This window comes from Flavobacterium sp., from assembly GCF_043778725.1.
GTDB lineage: Bacteria > Bacteroidota > Bacteroidia > Flavobacteriales > Flavobacteriaceae > Flavobacterium.
The window spans coordinates 1-18,116 of record NZ_JAYWFT010000010.1 but is presented as its reverse complement, the minus strand read 5'-3'; the positions used below and the strand labels follow the sequence as shown (position 1 = coordinate 18,116).

Below are 18,116 nucleotides of genomic sequence, written 5' to 3'. Positions count from 1 at the left end.
ATCCGCTAAAAACATTTCTATTTACTGTTGCAGAAGGATAGCCTGTTAATGCTGATTGTCCTGCAAAACCAGTTCCAAAAGAAGTTCTAAAATCTGGTTGTGCCCCAGAAGGTGTTGCATAACCACCTACATGTACGTTAATTAAAAAAACATTATTTGGGTTTGCATTTTTAATAGTATTAGTAATTGCATGACCTTGAGGACAATAAACACAATTAATTCCTGTGAATTCTTCTAAAACAACTTTCTTGTTTTGAACAGCTGTACTCACAATAGTTTGTGAAAACGCTGCTGTATTAATTATTGTAAAAATAAATAAAGCTAAAGTAATTTTTTTCATAAAAGTAGTTTGTTTGTTGGTTTGTAATTAGTTAGTTTCTTAATAATAATGCAATTATAAGAAAAATTTAGCTCTTAAGTGCTTAAACAACACGAAAATTTTAAAAAAATTAATTTGAAAATATAATTACTAAAACATTTATATTTACATTTGTAGCATACCTCACTATTAAATTTTCATTAAGTAGTATTTATAATTCTGGGGGATTAGCTCACTTGGCTAGAGCGCTTGCCTGGCAGGCAAGAGGTAACCGGTTCGATTCCGGTATTCTCCACAGGATTTTTTTAGAAAAATTTTAGAAAAAATCAATTATGTATTTGGTTCAATCTACTCCAGAATTTTCTACAAAAAAACCGTATTGTTTTAGTAAACAATACGGTTTTTGTTTTATTTTCCTTTTTTCAATTCTTCGGCAACTTTTTCTAACTCCATGTACCAATCTTCTCCAAACTTTCTTATAAGTGCTTCCTTTACAAATTTATAAACTGGAACCTGAAGCTCTTTTCCTAATGAACATGCATCATCACAAATGTCCCATCGGTCATAATTTACCGCTGCAAACTCTGTAAAATCTTTTACACGAATTGGATATAAATGACATGAAACTGGTTTTTTCCAAGAAATAATTCCTTGATTGTAAGCTTGTTCAATTCCGCAAAGCGCCGTCTTTCCATCAAAGATGACATAAGCACAATCTTTTTCATCAATAAGTGGCGTTTCAAGATCTTGATCGGTACCTTTTACCCATGTTCCAAGTCGTTCTATGGCTTCAATGCCTTCTTTTCTTAAAAATGGTTTTACTTTTGGATAGATTTCTTCTAAAATTTTGGTTTCTTCTTCGCTCAAAGGCGCACCAGCATCGCCATCTACACAACAAGCACCATGACAGGCTGATAGATTGCAAACAAAATCTTTCTCTAATATATCTTCTGAAACTATGGTTTTACCTAATTGAAACATTTTTATTTTATAAAATTCCCTGCAAAGATACAACGGATTTATTTTATGTTTTTTACAAACCTTTATTTATCTGAAAATTAACGTATCATTTGGAATTTGACATTTAGTAAAGGAGTAATTTTGCACTTTTAAAAGAATTATTATGTTAGGATTTGATTTTAAAGAAATTGCAACAATTGCAATGGTACTTTTTGCCGTAATTGATATTGTTGGAACCATTCCGATAGTAGTAGATTTAAGACAAAAATTTGGTCACATTGAATCGGAAAAAGCTTCTATTGCTGCTGGAATTATTATGATTGTCTTTCTTTTTGTAGGAGAAGAATTGTTGAATCTTATTGGTATTGACGTACATTCGTTTGCCGTTGCCGGTTCGTTTGTATTGTTCTTTTTGGCTTTAGAAATGATTTTGGGAATTAGAATTTATAAAGAAGAAGCAGCAAGCTCTGCATCAATTGTTCCGTTAGCTTTTCCTTTAATTGCTGGTGCTGGAACGATGACTACTTTATTATCTTTGCGCTCTCAGTTTGCAACCATAAACATTATTATTGCCATTATATTAAATATTATTTTGGTTTATGCCGTATTAAAATCATCTGCAAGAATCGAAAAGTTACTTGGTAAAAATGGTTTAGGAGTAATTAGAAAAACCTTTGGCGTTGTGCTATTGGCAATTGCTGTTAAATTATTTGCAGCTAATGTTAAAGGCTTGTTTGTTTAACTCATTTTTTACTATTTTTACACTTTAAAATCATTCGATGAAAATTTTTACTACCATATTAATTATTTTAGCAATTGCTCTTATCATTTTTAACATTACCCAGCTAGATTTCAATAACCCTCTTGAAGGAAACAGTATGATAGCTTTAATTGGAATTATAGCATCTTTTTGTGCAGTTTTTATTCTTCTCATCTTCAAGATGTCGAAAAAAATTGAAGAGAAACTTAAAAATCAATAAATGACTTAAATTCTAAATTTGAGTTGTTAAAATTTCTAAATACTATCTTTATGTTTGACATTCTAATAATTGGCGGAGGCGTTTCTGGGGTTTCTTGTGCATTGGTATTGGGTTCAGCTCACAAAAAATCATTTGCTCAAGATAAAAAAATTGGACTTATTGCCCATCAAAAAACATCGTCTCTTCAAGAAGCTTTGTTTAATAATGCCTACGGAATTCCAGCCGGAAAACTAGGCTCAGAACTTTTAACCGAAAGTATCGAGCAATTGAAAACTTTATATCCTCATGTTGTTCAAATTGAAGATGAAAAAGTAATGAAAGTAGCAGGTGAATTTCCAAATTTTACTGTTGTAACCAACAAAAACACTTATCAAACAAAAAACATTGTTGTCGGAATTGGTTCTGCAAATACTTTTAATATTGAAGGTTTAAACCAATATATTGAACCACATAAAAAAGCAATTGTAGAAAAAAATCGAATTCAATTAAAGAACTTCGATCACAAAGTTGCTGAAGGAATTTATGTAATAGGAACTCTTGCTGGGCACAGAAGTCAACTTGCTATTGCTGCCGGAAGTGGTGCTGCTGTTGCAACCGATATTCTAACTTTATGGAATGATGGTATTTCGAGTCAAGCGCACGATTCGATTAGAAAATAGGTTACACTTTTAGTGTAAAAAATGTTAAAACTATTTCAAAACTGCCTTTATCATTTTATCTTCTTTCAAAACAATTTGATAATATTGATTTTCTCCAAATAACTGACGCGCAAATTCTGCAGTGATGTAACGGTTTACAATTGCTTTATTTTTCTTCAGATCTAGCGCTACTCCTGCTTTAGACAAATATTTTTCAAATTGATTTACATAGAAATCATTGTTTTGCATTTTTGCCTGAAACTGCTCAAAGTTTAACCCTTTAAAAGTAGTTCTGTTTTGGTCCAATTGCTCAAATACAAAATGACCTACAATGCCTGTTTGCAAAATATATTCTAAACTTTCGTCGCCATGAGCAACTTCTAAAGGAACAAAAACATCGGGTACAATTCCGCCGCCGCCATAAACGGTTCTTCCCTTTTTGGTTTTAAATTTTAGCGAATCGGCGATTTTTATTTTGCCTTTTTCATACAATTCTCCGCTTTCAAATCTGGTTTCAGATTCTTTATAATAATCTTCACTTTGTCCTTTAATGTATGGTTTTTGAATGCTTCTTCCGCTAGGCGTGTAATATCTTGCAATGGTTAATCGAACTGCCGAACCATCGTCAAAATCCATTTCGCGCTGCACCAATCCTTTCCCAAAAGAACGTCTTCCATAAATAGTTCCTCTGTCATTATCTTGAATTGCACCTGCAAGAATTTCGCTCGCCGACGCAGAATTTTCATCTATCAATACTGAAACCCGACCAGTTTCAAAATCACCTTCTCCTGTGGCAAAAGTTTTGTCAATAGTGTTCTTTTTATTTTTTGTGAAAACAATTAATTCTTTATCTTTTAGCAATTCATCTGCAACTTCTACTGCCATTTCCATAAATCCACCACCATTTTCACGCAAGTCAATTACAAGTGAATTGATACCGCTTTTCTTTAATTTTAGTAACGCAGTATGAAATTCTTGACCTGTAGTTTCGGCAAATCGGTTAATTTTAATGTAACCCGTAGTTTTATTAAGTGCAATAGCAACATCTACGCTTTTTATAGGAATTACATCACGAATTACTTTGACTTTAAATTGTTTTTTTTCTGATTTTCTATAAATAGTTAAGGTAACTTGTGAATCTTTTTCACCTTTTAATTTACTGTAAAGCACTTCATTTTTAAGTTTTTTACCAAATAATTTAAAGTTATCGGCATAAAGAATTCTATCGCCTTCTTTAATTCCTGCTTTTTCTGCCGGACCATTTTCTATGGGTTTTATTACAGCAATGGTATCGTTATAGGCATAGAAGTTTACTCCAATTCCCACAAAATCACCTTTCATACTTTCGGCAACGGCAGTTTGCTCACTTGGCGGAACATAAACTGAATGTGGATCTAGATTAGCAAGAATATTTGTAACTGTTAAATCTACAATAGAGTCTGTTTTTACATCGTCTACATATTCATTGTCAATGAAATTGATTAATTTATTGAGTTTGGTTTTATAGTCATTCTTGGCCAAAGATGGTTTTTGAATTGGGTAATTTATAAATCCGCCAATTACTATTCCCAATGCTACGCAGGAGAAAAAAAGTAATGGTATGTAGATTTTATTGATTTTCATTGGGATTATTATGTTTTAACCTATCAAAAATACGAACGTTTTTATAGTATGAACGTTAAACATATCATATTATTTTTTAAAAAGTAAACTAAAATTTACTCCAAATCCTCAATTTGAAAAACTTCAATTCCTGCTTTTTCTAGAAAATCTATTCCTGATGTGTCACGGTATCCGTTTTTGTACACGACGCGTTTTATTCCCGATTGGTGTATTAACTTACTGCATTCTTTGCAAGGAGAAAGTGTTATGTACAAGGTTGCATTATCGCAAGATTGTGTAGAACGCGCCACTTTTAATATTGCATTTGCCTCTGCATGAAGCACATACCATTGTGTTAATCCTTCTTGGTCTTCACAACAGTTTTCAAATCCTGATGGCGTGCCGTTGTAACCGTCGGAAATTATCATTCTATCGCGAACAATTATTGCGCCTACTTGCTTGCGCTTGCAATAAGAAAGTTTGCTCCATTCGGCAGCGATTCTTAGATAGGCTTTGTCGTATTTATTTTGTTTTTTGTCTTTCATTATGCCACTAAGTCTTGACGACTTAAAGTTTATGTTCTTTAAAATTCTGAATTTTATTCAAATGGTTTGCCGTTTAGCCCTGATTGAAGTGAAAATCCTTGCCTTTTTTTGGCAAGATTGTAACGTAAAGCAGGAAAATGGTTTACAAATATAACTACTGATTCGCTCCTAATGCAACTTATTTTGTCCAAATTGGGCTATCAATTATTAATGGGACTACAACGCCTATTACAAAACTCGACATGATGAGTGTAAAATCGCGTCTGTTGAAGCGCAAAAGTGTTTGAACAATGAAGGCTAAAATTAAAACTGCCATTACAACTATTATCTGTGCGGCTTCAATACCAAGTGCAAATTCTAATAATGGCGCTAGTTTATCTGATGGTTTTCCTGGTAAAAGCGCTTTGAAATAATTGGAAAATCCTAATCCGTGAATGATTCCGAAGAAAATGGTTAGGCCGGCAATAAAGGTTAAGCTTCCGTTTTTGGATGATTTTCCTGCGGTTAATAAATTGAAAAAAGCGGTTATTAAAATGGTAATTGGAATTAGCAATTCGACCAAACTTGCTTTTACTGTTACAATATTAAATACTGACAACAACAACGAAAGTGTGTGACCAAGTGTAAAGAAAGAAACTAGAATAAGAATTCGTTTCCAATCTTTGGCAACATAAGGCACTGTTAATGCTATTAAAAAAAGAATATGGTCATAGCCATGAATGTCTAAAACGTGGTTGAGTCCTACTTTAAAAAAGATCCAAAATTCGTTCATTGTGATTGCAATTTATCAATTTTATAGATGTAAACTTACAATTAATTTTGAATTTGATTGAAAAGTTTCTCTTAAATTCGATGAAAAACATTTTCGGTTTTTGAGGAAATTGAATTATATTTGCAGGATAAAACCATTATAATTATGTCATTTTCAGATTTATTTGATAGCGAATTTAAGAGTAGAAATAAAAGTCATTTTTCGGCAATTGTGCGTGTTGCTATTGCAGATGGCGACTTGAGTAAAGAAGAAAAAGAGTTTTTAGATAAACTTGCTGTGAGATTAGAAATATCGGCGGCAGAGTATGAAGAGATTCTAGAGAACCCAGCTAAATATCCAATTAATCCTCCTTATTTGCATGTGCAACGACTAGAGCGTTTGTATGACCTATCAAGAATGGTTTATGTAGATCATGTTCTTGGACCAAAACAAAAAGAGATTTTAACTAAGTTTGCTTTGGCACTTGGGTTTACACCAGGAAATGTACCTTTTATTGTTGATAAAGCCTTGTCATTGCTGGTATTGAATGTAGATTCTGATACTTTTGTGTATGAAATGACACACATGAACAAGTAATTTTTACAAATAAATATAGTAGAAAGTCTCAAGAAATTGGGACTTTTTTTAGTTTTTATAAATCGTTAACGGCAGTTCAATTTCAAAGATTGTTCCTGCATTTTTTGTAGAGGTGTAATCAATTTTTCCTTGCATTAAAGCAACAAGATTGGAAACTATTGAAAGTCCTAGTCCTAATCCTTCAATTTTCTTAGAGTTGTGAAGTTTTTTAAAGCTATGAAAAACTTCTTCTTTATAATTCGATTGAATGCCAATTCCGGTATCGATTACTATGATCTGTAATTTATTTTTATTTTTTAAAGAAACCAACAAAGTGACGCTTCCTTTTTTGGTAAATTTTACTGAGTTATCTAATAAATTTATAACTATTTGAATAAATCTTTTTTTGTCACCAATTACTTTTTTAGGAAGATTTTCATCGATTTCAACCTTAAAATCAATCTTTTTTTGTTCAGATTTGTGTCTTATTAACTTGTCTATTTGTTGAATTGCTTTTACCAAATCAAATGATTTTTGCTCAATTTCTATAAGACCTTTTTCAATTTTTGATAAATCTAATAAATCATCAACAAGTGCTTTAATATGGGTGTTTGTCTCTTTTAATAATTCAATAATTTCTCTTTGCTGCGAAGTAATTTCTGATTTTTCTAACATACCAACAAACCATAACGAAGCACTTATTGGGGTTTTTAAATCGTGGGTAATATTAGCAAGAAATTTATTTTTAAAGTTTTTTTCCGATTCTAATTGCTGGTTTTTTAAATCGGTAAGATGAAAACTCAGTACCGATTCGTTTTTTTCTTGAGCAATACTTTGAAAACTATTGTAATGTTCTGTAAAATCAACGAAAATTAAAAACGGATTTACAGCATTACAACCCGAATTAAAAACAACATCAATGGTTCGTTTTGTATCATTAACATCAATATGTATACAACTAAAAGTGAACTCTTTATTGTCTTGATCAATTAACGAGAGAATGGTTTCAAAAAATGGATGAAATGTAGAAATAGATTTACTTAAAACAATAGTATACAATAAGTCGTCCGAATCTATAACAACTCCTTGCTTGTTTAAAACTACAATTTGTGTTTTATTATATAGGTATTTATTTCTAATTTCTTCAAGCATTTTGTATCATTTTCAATCCAATAGTTTGAAATAAATTTTCTACCTCAAGACCTACTTTAGCACTTGCAAAATAATCAATTTTAATGTTTTTGGAAATCAATGAAACTTTAAATTCTTCAATGTCAATTAAATCTGATTTATTGACAACCGATACTATTTGCGAGGTTGGATAATTTATTTTTAAAAAATCAATTTCCTCATTAAAGCGCTCATAAGTTTGTGAACGTGTTGGATCTATAACATACACAAAACCTGATGTTCCAAGCAAATATGAGGAACGCACTTTTTTAATATCATCTTTTCCTTCAATGTCCCAAATGATTAAAGTTAGGTTTAATGCTTCTATTTCAATTTCTTTTTTTAAAATATGAACGCCAATGGTAACGGTATAATTATCCGAAAAAGTATTGTGCACAAATCGACTTATCAAGGAAGATTTTCCTACGCCAAAATGCCCAACCAAAACTACCTTTTTAGAACTATTCATTGTCTAGAAATTCTTTTAACTTTGTTGTAATATGCTCTTTATCAATTGCATCCGATTTTATATGAGATGCTATATCAAATAATTTATTCTCCAATTTATTTTTGAAAGCTGTATTAAATCCGCCCGAAATTACTACTGCAAAATAATAAGCCGTAAAGTTTTGAATATGAATTTCAAACAATTCATACTGTATCAACTCCAAACTTTGTTGGTCTTTTTTAAAAGCATCTTCAACAAAACTTTTAATGGCAGTTAACATTCCTGCAATCATGTCTTCATCAATACTTTCCTGCTTAGATATACTTGAAATTATTAAACCTGAACCTTTTTCAATAATAAAAACTTGTTCAACATTTGGTTCATTTAATTCGGCAATAAGCATGTCTTGTTCAGAAACTCCTGTGAATTTTGACAGTACTTTTCGCTTAATTCCTTTGTAAGAAAGTGTGTTTTGAATTTGATAATTAATATTATCCGACAAGACTTTCATTTCTTGTTGAATGTATTTTTTTATCATTTTACCAATAATTGGAAACAAAATTTCGACCACTTTATCTTGCGAATTTTTAATTTCTGACGATAATGCTTTGGTAATTGTTGGCCCAAGTTTTTCTGGAATTTCCTCGGTATATGTTTCTAGTTTTTTATCAATAATACTATCAACTTTTATTGAAAGTTTGTCTGGAGTATTGATTGTGTCTTCAATTGCGTCAAGTTTTTCGAGAATGTTTTGCGCAAAATCTCTGTCCTCATTAAGAAGAAGTTCTTTGAGCTTAATTAATTTCTCTGAATCTGTCATTGAAAATGAATTAGTCCTTCATTATCTTTTCACCCATAGAAACCAGTAATGTTCCAAGTAAATTTCTATCAACTTTTTTATGGTTTAACTCGTCTGTTTTATCGTTCATACTGTTTTCTAAGTCAGTAATCCTAATGTTTAAATCGGTAGCTAAATTATCGATAGTTCCGTTCAATTCTTTACGTGTTTCTGCAATGAAGTCTTCAAGTTCTTCTTTTCTTTTTTCGACGTGGTTTTTTAAAGCTTGAAATTCCTGATCAATTTGTTGAATGTTTTCACCAAAAATTAGGTTTTTGATAGCTTCCAATCTTTGAGAAGATTCCAACGGATTTACCGCTGCAACTTCGTTTTCTTTTGATTGATTTTTAGACATATAAGTAAAGTAGTTTTTGTTCAAAAAATGTTTGCAAATTTAGTACATTTCCTTTAACAAAACTCATTTTCTTCTCTATTATATTCTTGTAGAAGTAGTTCTACAAAACAGATGATTTCATGAACTCTTCAGCTTTTTCAACCATGTTAGAACTACCACAGAAAAAAGGAACACGTTGGTGCAATTCTGTTGGTTCAATTTCCATAATTCTAGTATATCCATCGGATGCTTTTCCGCCAGCTTGCTCAGCAATAAACGCCATTGGATTGCATTCATACAGCAATCGAAGTTTGCCTTTTGGCGCTTTAGAACTTGTTGGATAAATATAAATTCCACCTTTTATCATGTTTCTGTGAATGTCAGAAACCAAGCTTCCAATATATCTTGAAGTGTAAGGACGATCGCCTTCTTCAAGCTGACAATATTTTAAATAATTTTTAACGCCTTGCGGAAAATGAACATAATTTCCTTCGTTGATAGAGTAAATCGTGCCGTCTTTGGAGAATTGCATCTTGGGATGCGAAAGGTAAAAAGTTCCAATTGCCGGATTTAATGTAAACCCATTTACACCATGACCAGTTGTGTAGACTAGCATTGTTGACGTACCATAAATTACATAACCCGCAGCAACTTGATGAATTCCTTTTTGAAGAAAATCTTCGCTTTGCACTGGAGTTCCAATTGGTGTTACTCGACGAAAAACCGAAAAAATTGTTCCCACAGAAACGTTTACATCAATATTCGACGAACCATCTAAAGGATCCATCAAAACAACATATTTATTGTTATGGCTTTTATCTGAACCTGCAACGGTAATAAAATCATCATTTTCTTCCGATGCAATTCCGCATACAATTTCACGATTAATCAACGTTTGAATAAAAACTTCATTGGCATAAACATCTAGTTTTTGTTGGTCTTCACCTTGAATATTTTGTTCGCCTGCAGCGCCAACAATATCTACCAATCCTGCTTTATTTACTTTATAATTGACGACTTTGGCCGCCAAACGAATGGAGTTGATAATTCGTGATAATTCTCCTGAAGAATATTGAAAAGCATTTTGGTTTTCAATGATAAATTCACCTAATGTTGTGTTGCGTGTTTCCATTAACGAAATCGTTGTAGTTGTTTGTGCAAATATCGTTTTTTTTATTAAATTTCAAATCAAGAACACGAATTAATACTACATATTTATTATCAAACTTATTTTATCTTTGCTATTCAATTTTTTAAATTAAAAATCATGAAAATTAAATCATTTTTAGCAATTGTACTTTTAGTAACTTTAAGTTTTTCTAATGCAAATGCACAAATAAATTTAGGCGAAAAAGCTCTAGGAGCACTTCAAAATGGTGTTGCAAGTTTTACATTTTCTAATGAAGATGCAGCCAAATTATCCAAAGCTGCCGTTTATAAAATGGATTCAACCAATGTTGTTGCTGGCCCAAAAGACGGTTATACTTTAAGACTAAACAGGATTTTTGGTAAACACGCGAATGAAAGTGGATTAGTCTTAAATTATAAAGTATATCTAACAAAAGATATAAACGCATTTGCAACAGCAGACGGAAGCGTTCGTGTTTTTTCTGGATTAATGGATATTATGGACGACAATCAATTGCTTGCTGTTATTGGTCACGAAATTGGTCACGTTGCTAACGAAGATACAAAAGATGCCATGAAAGCTGCATATAGAAAAGCCGCAGTTATTGGTCTAGCTTCTTCGCAATCGGACAAAATTACAAAGCTCACAGACAGCCAATTGGGACAAATAGGAAATGCTATTTTAGATAGTAGGTACAGCAGAAAACAAGAATCTGAAGCAGACGCGTTTTCATATGAATTCTTGAAAAGAAACAAATATGATGTAAATGCTGAACAAGCTGCTTTTGAAATTTTAGCAAATCAAAGTGGTGCAACATCTGCCGATTTTTTAACTCAAATGATGAGTTCACATCCAGACCCAAAAGAAAGAGCAGAAATTGCAAAATCAAGAGCTGTGGCAGATGGACTATATAAAGTTTATGTACCTAAAACAATTAGTAACAAAGTTGTTACTGTTAAAACAACAACTAAGAAAAAAGTAGTGAAAAAGAAAAAATAAATTTCTTAAACGATATTTATAAAATTCCAAATTTCAATGTTGCAGTTGGAATTTGGAATTTGTATTTTTGGACTTTAATACTTTAAAAATGATTATAAGAAAAGGAATTTCACAAGATATGCCATCCGTATTAGCATTGATAAAAGAATTGGCAGTTTTTGAAAAAGAACCCGATGCCGTTGTAGTTACTGTAGACGATTTAATTCGTGATGGTTTTGAAGAAAACCCATTGTTTCATACATTTGTAGCTGAAGTTGATCAACAAATTATAGGAATTGCACTTTATTATTACAGATTTTCTACCTGGAAAGGACGAACAATTCACCTTGAAGACTTAATTGTAAAAGAAGACAAACGCGGCACAGGAGCAGGATTTGCGCTTTATAGCGAAATTATTGCCCAAGGAAAACGCGACAATGTGAGAAGAATTGAATGGAATGTTCTCGATTGGAATACTCCAGCAATTGAATTTTACAAAAAAAGTGGTGCGAAAATCCTTGCCGATTGGGATGTAGTTCAAATGGATGAAAACGGAATTAATCAATTTCTAGAAAAAAATAATCTTAAGTCTTAATACTAATTATAAAATGAGAATTTTCAAATTTGGCGGTGCATCAGTAAAAGATGCCGATGGTGTAAAAAATGTATTTGATGTATTGCAAAAAGTAGGTCATGAAGATGTACTAATTGTCATTTCTGCAATGGGAAAAACAACCAATGCGTTGGAAATTGTAATCAAAAATTATTTTGAAAAATCTAACGAATTTCATGCTTCGCTACAAGAAGTTAGAAAATACCACAACCAAATTTTATTAGACTTATTTGACGATGAAGAACACGATGTTTTCTTTGCTGTAAACAGTCATTTTGCCGATTTAGAATATTTTTTAAGAAGCAATAAATCTCCAAATTACAACTTTGTTTACGACCAAGTAATTAGTTATGGAGAAATTGTTTCTACAACAATTGTAAGTCATTATTTTAATCATCAAGGATTAAAAAACAACTGGATTGATGTTAGAAATTTCATCAAAACTGACGCTACTTATCGTGATGCCAATGTAGATTGGGATCAAACGCAGAAATTAATTTCTAAAGGTGTAAAGAAAAAAACACTAAATATTACACAAGGATTTTTAGGTTCAGACGAAAACAATTTTACCACAACTCTTGGTCGTGAAGGTTCCGATTATACTGCGGCAATTTTCGCCTATTGCTTGAGTGCAGAAAGTGTGACGATTTGGAAAGATGTTCCTGGTGTGATGAATGCCGATCCAAGATATTTTGAAAATGCAATTCTTTTAAATCAAATTTCCTATCGTGAAGCTATTGAGCTGGCGTTTTATGGAGCAACTGTAATTCACCCAAAAACACTACAACCATTACAGAAAAAAGAAATTCCGCTTTTTGTAAAATCGTTTATAAATCCTTTATTGCCTGGAACTTCTGTTTCTAAAGGTGAAGATTTAGATCCAAAAACGTCTTGTTTTATCATCAAGAAAAACCAACTATTGATTTCGCTCTCGTCTATAGATTTCTCTTTTATCATGGAAGAAAACATCAGCGAGATATTCGGATTGTTGCACAAATACAAAATCAAAGTAAGTTTAATTCAAAATACAGCCATCAGTTTTTCTGTTTGTATTGAAGATAAATTCGGGAATTTCAACGAACTGAAAACCATTTTATCAAAAAAATTCAAAGTTTCTTACAACGAAAATGTATCGCTTTACACAATAAGACATTTCACAAAAGAAGCCTCAGAAATGGTAGAAAAAGGAAAAGAAGTTTTATTGAAACAAATTTCTAGAGAAACAATGCAGATTGTTACTAAGGAATAATGTCAAGAAAAATAAAAATAATAGTATTTCTCGTTCTACTTTCATTGATTGTGGTTTTTTTACGAGAACTATATAATTTTTTTGACACACCTTTTTATCAAGGAAAAGACGATGGTGTTTTTGCAAGACTTGAACTAATTGTGATTTCAAGTGCTTTATTTTTCTTTTTTATGACAAGAAAAAATAGACTTTTCAATTTAGCAATTGGTTTTATTATTGGAATATTCTCTGGTATAATTAGTTATTTTCTGGCTGTTTTTATTCCATCAAACACATTTTTCGCTTTTTCCTATCATATCATTGCAACAAGTCTTTTTATAATTGCCTTTTTTCAAATAGAAAAACTTTTTCCTTCAAAAAATTTGCTTTCTTAGTCCAATTTGTCATTCTAACGGACGAAGAATCACAATAGAAAATCACATAAAGCATTTTGCAAGCAACTAATGGGATGTTTCCTTAGTCAACAAGACAAAATCAACCAACTTTTTTTCCAATTATAAATACTACTTTTGATATTTACGAGTTATCTTATTTATGCTAAAAAATAGTTTTTTATGGGTGTTGTTGTTCTGTTTTTCGGGCATTTTTGCTCAGGAACTAGAAACGCCATACAAAAACAAAAAAGTGGCTTTCTCTAATGATACTATTGCCATCGATGAAGTAAGCATCAACAAATCGTTCTTCAAAATTCTTGACAAACAAGGTAACGTAATTGACTCTTCCTATTATAAAGTAGATTTTCAAACATCAAAATTGATTTTCAAAAACAATTACGTTTCTCAAGATTCATTAACCATTCGGTATTTAAAATTTCCTGATTTTCTTACAAAAACTTATTCCATTTACGACCAAAATAGAGTCGTTCCAAACGAAGCTGGAAATTTATACACCATAAAAAGAGACAATTTAAAAATTTTCAAACCATTTGACGGATTAAACACTTCGGGAAGTATTACTCGAGGAATTACCGTTGGAAACAATCAAAATTCGACTGTAAATTCCAATCTAGATTTACAAATTACTGGTAAAATTTCCAATAAAGTTTCACTTCGTGCTTCCATTCAAGACAGCAATATTCCGTTGCAAGATGGCGGATATTCTCAAACCTTAGACGAATTTGATCAAATATTTATCGAATTATTTTCTGATAAATGGAACATTCGTGCAGGTGATTTATTTCTAGAAAATAGACAATCTAAATTTTTAAATTTCAATAAAAAAGTCCAAGGATTATCCACAAAGTTCACTTTTGGAACGCCTAAAAACAAAACCGAAGTCTTCGCGTCGGGCGCAGTTGTTCGTGGTCAATATGCTAAAAGTAGTTTTACGGGTCAAGAAGGAAATCAAGGTCCGTATAAATTGCGAGGCAATAATGGCGAATTGTATGTACTTGTAATTTCGGGTTCCGAACGTGTTTTTGTGAATGGCCTTTTGCTAAAACGCGGCGAAAACAACGACTATGTCATTGACTATAACGCAGGCGAAATTATCTTTACTTCTTTATTTCCAATAACTTCCGAAATGCGAATCGTTATTGAATACCAATATTCTGACAGGAATTTTACCCGATTTGTTACCTATGGTGGCGCAACGCATCAAGCAGAAAAATGGTCTATTGGTGGATTTGTATATTCTGAAAATGATGTAAAAAACCAACCGTTACAGCAAAATTTATCGGCAGAACAAGTAGAAATTCTTAAAAATGCTGGCGATGATTCAACTTTAATGACTGCGCCTTCAGCTTATGAGGATTCGTATTCTGAAAATAAAATTCTGTATAAAAAATCAATCGTAGGCACCACAGAAGTTTTTGAATATTCTAACAATCCGACCGATGTTTTGTACAATGTAAAATTCTCTTTAGTCGGAAATAACTTGGGTAATTACAACTTATCTAACAACAGTGCCGTTGGAAAAATTTACCAATATATAGCGCCAATTGCTGGAATTCCGCAAGGAAATTACGAACCAATTGTACGTTTAATCGCACCAACAAAAATTCAAATTGCGACTGTTTTAGGAAGTTTCAATCCTTCAGAAAAAACGGCTGTCGATTTTGAACTTGGCGTAAGCAACAACGATTTAAACTTGTATTCTAAACTAGACGATAAAAACAACAAAGGAATTGCAACAAAAATTAATGCAAAACAGCGTCTTTTTTCAGGAAAATTCAATCTTGATGCTTTTGCAAATTTTCAATTGGTGCAACAAAATTTCAAAACCATAGAGCGATTGTTCAACATAGAATTCAATCGCGATTGGAATTTAACTACCATTTCGGGCAATCAAAGTTTGTTGGTTTCAGGTTTGAATTTTGATTTTAAAGAAAAAGGATTTGCAAAATATCAATTAGAAAAACTCGATTTTAGCGAAAGCTTTTTGGGAACAAGACATATTATTCAAGGAATTTTCAAGCAAAAAAATATAGTTCTTCAGCAAAATTCAAGCTATTTAAAAAGTTCAGGAACAGTATCTAACACCAACTTCTTACGCAATCAAACAAGAGTAAAATACCACTTCAAGAAAAATTGGATTGGTGGAAGTTTTAATCTGGAAGACAATCAAGAGAAGTTAGTTGCCACTAATCAATTCACGACTTTAAGCCAACGATTTTTGGAATATGGTGCATTTATTGGTCGTGGTGACAGTACAAAAGTCTATGCCGAAATTGGTTATTTGCATAGAAAAAACGACAGTTTGCAATTGGGAATTTTGCAACGCGTAAATTCATCTAATTCCTATTATTTTAAATCTAAATTAATTCAAAATCAAAAAACCAATTTGTCCCTTTTCGTAAATTACCGACGATTAGTTTTTACCGACATCACTAAACCATCCGAACCCTCATTAAACTCCAGATTACTTTACAGCTACAATTTTTTTAAACAATTAATTCAAACAACCGTTGCCTACGAAACTGCTTCTGGAACCATTGCCCAACAAGAATTTACCTACTTACAAGTCAATCCAGGACAAGGAGTTTACATGTGGAATGACTATAACGGCAACGGAATTCAAGAACTTCAAGAGTTTGAAATCGCTGCTTTTCCCGATCAAGCTAAGTACGTTCGGGTTTTTCTTCCCAATCAAATTTTTGTGAAAACACATCAAAATAAATACGCACAATCCATCACTTTAAATCCTTCTAGATGGATCAATGAAAAAGGATTCAAGAAACTTCTATCCTATTTCTACAACCAAACCTCGTTCATGTTAGACCGAAAGATAGTTAGAAATTCAGACAATTTCAATCTTAATCCGTTTTCATCAAGCGAAGACAATCTTCTTGGTTTAAACACCAATTTTAGAAACAGTTTGTTCTACAATCGAGGCAAACAAAGACATTCTGTAACCTATACTTTTCTAAAAAGCAGGGTAAAAAACCTACTCTCAATTGGTTCACAAGAAAACAGCGCCACTTCCAATCAACTTCAATATGCACATTTAGTAAAGAAAACTTGGTTGTTTAATTTTGACACAACCCAATCTAATTCACAAAGTATTTCAGACAATTATGCCTCGCGAAATTTTGAATTAAACAGTTATTCTCTAGTGCCAAAAGTTTCCTATTTATTTTCAAACAACAAAAGTCTGTCCCTGTTTTTCGAATACAAAAACAAAGAAAATAGTATAAATCTGCAAGAAACATTAAAGCAACAACGCTTTGGCATTTCCTTCAATTACTCGAGCGACAAGAAATTTACAGCAAGCGGAGAATTTTCTTTATACAATAATGATTTCATGGGCAACCAACTTTCGCCAGTGGCTTTTCAAATGCTCGAAGGATTGCAAGCTGGCAAAAACAGCACTTGGCGACTGCTTTTACAAAAAAACCTTACGCAATATCTCGACATTAACATCAACTACCAAGGTCGAAAATCAGACACAAGCAACATCATTCACACAGGAAACGTGCAACTTCGAGCCTTTTTCTAGAAGCGAATGGCTTGGGCTTTATCTACAATCCTTATTCCTGCTGCAAGAACTCGCTTTTCTCTTGTCTCAAAAACAAGAGAAAGAGCTCAAACAATTCTTGCATCAGGGCTAAAAAGTTTTTCATTCTAATACTTGTCAAATGATTACTACAACTAATTCATTTGGAATGGTATTTGTTCAAATAAATTCATTAATTTTAACATATAAAATAATCAAAACTAAAATCACAATGAAGAAACTAATTTTACTATGCTTTGTGTTTGTTTTCACAAACACCATTTTCGCACAAGAAGTTGCAGAAAAAACCACAAAAGCCAAAGCTAAAACTGAAAAAGCAGTTGCTGCTAAAAAAGAAAAAGCCGATAAATTAAAAGAAGAAAAAGCTAAAGCTAAAAAAGACGCTGCAAAAGAAGCTAAAAAAGCAGAGAAAGATGCAAAAGCTAAAACTTCTAAAACTACCAAAGATGCAGAAGAAAAAGTAGCAAAAACTGAGAAAAAAGTTAAAGCTACCAAAGAAAAAGCAGTAAAAGATGTTGACGCTAAAGTTTCTAAAACAAAAAAAGAAACAGAAGAAAAAGCAACAAAACTTAAAAAAGACGGAACAGTAGACAAACGTTTTAAAGGTGATGCAACTAAAGAAGTAAAAGCTAAAGCTACTAAAGAAGTTGGAGAAAAAACCGCTAAAGTTAAAACTAAAGTTAAAAAAACAGCAGCCGAGGAAAAAGAAGACATGAAAGAAACAGCAGCTTCAAAAGCGGCTGAGAAAAAAGTTGCCGATAAAGCAACAGGAATGTACAACGGTAAAAAAGTTTTTACAGGACCAAAAGGTGGAAAATACTACATCAATAAAAACGGAAACAAAACCTATATTGATAGAGACGCTAACTAATTATTAAAAATAATGCTATTAGCATGCAAATTTTTATGAATTTGTAATCAAAAAGCCTCAGTTTTAGACTGCACCCAAAAGTTTAGACAAATTTATAATTAATTTTGATAATAATGAGCTCGATATTGTATTGGGCTCATTTTGTTTAAATTCGACTTGCT

19 protein-coding genes, 1 tRNA gene and 1 pseudogene are annotated in these 18,116 nt (G+C 32.0%); 11 read left to right on the top strand and 10 right to left on the bottom strand.

Going from position 1 to position 18,116, the window contains the following annotated elements; all coding sequences use genetic code 11:
• A pseudogene (locus ACH2CG_RS01575) lies at positions 1 to 340 on the bottom strand (hypothetical protein); the annotation flags it as partial.
• A gap of 200 nt (positions 341 to 540) precedes the next feature.
• Between ACH2CG_RS01575 and ACH2CG_RS01570 the strand changes: the two are divergent.
• A tRNA-Ala gene (locus ACH2CG_RS01570) sits at positions 541 to 614 on the top strand.
• Between the two features lie 113 nt (positions 615 to 727).
• Here the strand turns inward: ACH2CG_RS01570 and ACH2CG_RS01565 are convergent.
• Positions 728 to 1,300 (bottom strand): DUF3109 family protein, encoded by a 573-nt coding sequence (locus ACH2CG_RS01565; protein WP_395061520.1) that lies wholly within the window; start codon positions 1,298 to 1,300, stop codon positions 728 to 730.
• A 142-nt stretch (positions 1,301 to 1,442) separates the two neighbouring features.
• On the opposite strand from ACH2CG_RS01565, the gene ACH2CG_RS01560 reads away from it, so the two are divergent.
• The 3 genes from ACH2CG_RS01560 to ACH2CG_RS01550 are packed head-to-tail and all read left to right on the top strand — an operon-like array spanning position 1,443 to position 2,918.
• Positions 1,443 to 2,021, top strand: a complete 579-nt coding sequence (locus ACH2CG_RS01560; protein ID WP_395061518.1) for a MarC family protein — start codon at positions 1,443 to 1,445, stop codon at positions 2,019 to 2,021.
• Between the two features lie 37 nt (positions 2,022 to 2,058).
• Positions 2,059 to 2,259 (top strand): hypothetical protein, encoded by a 201-nt coding sequence (locus tag ACH2CG_RS01555; protein WP_395061516.1) that lies wholly within the window; start codon positions 2,059 to 2,061, stop codon positions 2,257 to 2,259.
• A gap of 50 nt (positions 2,260 to 2,309) precedes the next feature.
• The gene (locus ACH2CG_RS01550) at positions 2,310 to 2,918 is read left to right on the top strand and encodes an FAD-dependent oxidoreductase (RefSeq protein WP_395061514.1); all 609 of its coding nucleotides are present in this window, start codon (positions 2,310 to 2,312) and stop codon (positions 2,916 to 2,918) included.
• Between the two features lie 30 nt (positions 2,919 to 2,948).
• Here the strand turns inward: ACH2CG_RS01550 and ACH2CG_RS01545 are convergent, their stop codons facing one another.
• The 3 genes from ACH2CG_RS01545 to ACH2CG_RS01535 all read right to left on the bottom strand — a co-directional run bounded on the left by ACH2CG_RS01545 (position 2,949) and on the right by ACH2CG_RS01535 (position 5,816).
• Positions 2,949 to 4,520 (bottom strand): S41 family peptidase, encoded by a 1,572-nt coding sequence (locus tag ACH2CG_RS01545; protein ID WP_395061512.1) that lies wholly within the window; start codon positions 4,518 to 4,520, stop codon positions 2,949 to 2,951.
• Positions 4,521 to 4,615: 95 nt separating this feature from the next.
• Entirely contained in the window at positions 4,616 to 5,044 is a 429-nt protein-coding gene (locus ACH2CG_RS01540; protein ID WP_395061510.1) for a deoxycytidylate deaminase, read from the bottom strand.
• A 178-nt stretch (positions 5,045 to 5,222) separates the two neighbouring features.
• Entirely contained in the window at positions 5,223 to 5,816 is a 594-nt protein-coding gene (locus ACH2CG_RS01535; RefSeq protein ID WP_395061508.1) for a HupE/UreJ family protein, read from the bottom strand.
• Between the two features lie 144 nt (positions 5,817 to 5,960).
• Between ACH2CG_RS01535 and ACH2CG_RS01530 the strand changes: the two genes are divergently transcribed.
• A complete protein-coding gene (locus ACH2CG_RS01530) occupies positions 5,961 to 6,392 on the top strand; it encodes a TerB family tellurite resistance protein (RefSeq protein WP_395061506.1) in 432 nt (143 codons plus the stop codon).
• Between the two features lie 48 nt (positions 6,393 to 6,440).
• Here the strand turns inward: ACH2CG_RS01530 and ACH2CG_RS01525 are convergent, their stop codons facing one another.
• From ACH2CG_RS01525 to fbp, 5 genes are all read right to left on the bottom strand, one after another.
• On the bottom strand, positions 6,441 to 7,523 hold the full coding sequence (locus ACH2CG_RS01525) for a sensor histidine kinase (RefSeq protein ID WP_395061504.1): 1,083 nt from the start codon (positions 7,521 to 7,523) through the stop codon (positions 6,441 to 6,443).
• Positions 7,516 to 8,010, bottom strand: coding sequence for a Rab family GTPase (locus ACH2CG_RS01520; protein ID WP_395061502.1), 495 nt, complete (start codon positions 8,008 to 8,010; stop codon positions 7,516 to 7,518). The genes ACH2CG_RS01525 and ACH2CG_RS01520 overlap by 8 nt, the downstream gene beginning before the upstream one ends.
• Positions 8,003 to 8,809 carry a cell envelope biogenesis protein OmpA gene (locus tag ACH2CG_RS01515; RefSeq protein WP_395061500.1) on the bottom strand — a complete coding sequence of 269 codons (807 nt, stop codon included), beginning with the start codon at positions 8,807 to 8,809 and terminating at the stop codon, positions 8,003 to 8,005. The genes ACH2CG_RS01520 and ACH2CG_RS01515 overlap by 8 nt, the downstream gene beginning before the upstream one ends.
• A 10-nt stretch (positions 8,810 to 8,819) precedes the next feature.
• Positions 8,820 to 9,182, bottom strand: coding sequence for a fructose 1,6-bisphosphatase (locus ACH2CG_RS01510; RefSeq protein WP_395061498.1), 363 nt, complete (start codon positions 9,180 to 9,182; stop codon positions 8,820 to 8,822).
• 100 nt (positions 9,183 to 9,282) lie between these two features.
• Positions 9,283 to 10,293, bottom strand: coding sequence for a class 1 fructose-bisphosphatase (gene fbp, locus ACH2CG_RS01505; protein WP_395061496.1), 1,011 nt, complete (start codon positions 10,291 to 10,293; stop codon positions 9,283 to 9,285).
• A 135-nt stretch (positions 10,294 to 10,428) separates the two neighbouring features.
• Between fbp and ACH2CG_RS01500 the strand changes: the two genes are divergently transcribed.
• From ACH2CG_RS01500 to ACH2CG_RS01475, 6 genes are all read left to right on the top strand, one after another.
• Entirely contained in the window at positions 10,429 to 11,289 is an 861-nt protein-coding gene (locus ACH2CG_RS01500) for a M48 family metalloprotease (RefSeq protein WP_395061494.1), read from the top strand.
• 88 nt (positions 11,290 to 11,377) lie between these two features.
• A complete protein-coding gene (locus tag ACH2CG_RS01495; protein ID WP_395061492.1) occupies positions 11,378 to 11,863 on the top strand; it encodes a GNAT family N-acetyltransferase in 486 nt (161 codons plus the stop codon).
• Positions 11,864 to 11,876: 13 nt separating this feature from the next.
• Positions 11,877 to 13,130: an aspartate kinase gene (locus ACH2CG_RS01490; RefSeq protein WP_395061490.1), complete on the top strand. Its 1,254-nt coding sequence runs from the start codon at positions 11,877 to 11,879 to the stop codon at positions 13,128 to 13,130.
• Complete coding sequence (locus tag ACH2CG_RS01485) at positions 13,130 to 13,504, top strand: hypothetical protein (RefSeq protein ID WP_395061488.1); 375 nt, start codon at positions 13,130 to 13,132, stop codon at positions 13,502 to 13,504. Before ACH2CG_RS01490 ends, ACH2CG_RS01485 begins: the two co-directional genes overlap by 1 nt.
• A gap of 160 nt (positions 13,505 to 13,664) precedes the next feature.
• On the top strand, positions 13,665 to 17,066 hold the full coding sequence (locus tag ACH2CG_RS01480; protein ID WP_395061486.1) for a hypothetical protein: 3,402 nt from the start codon (positions 13,665 to 13,667) through the stop codon (positions 17,064 to 17,066).
• 229 nt (positions 17,067 to 17,295) lie between these two features.
• Positions 17,296 to 17,955 (top strand): hypothetical protein, encoded by a 660-nt coding sequence (locus ACH2CG_RS01475; protein ID WP_395061484.1) that lies wholly within the window; start codon positions 17,296 to 17,298, stop codon positions 17,953 to 17,955.
• Positions 17,956 to 18,116 lie beyond the last annotated feature (161 nt).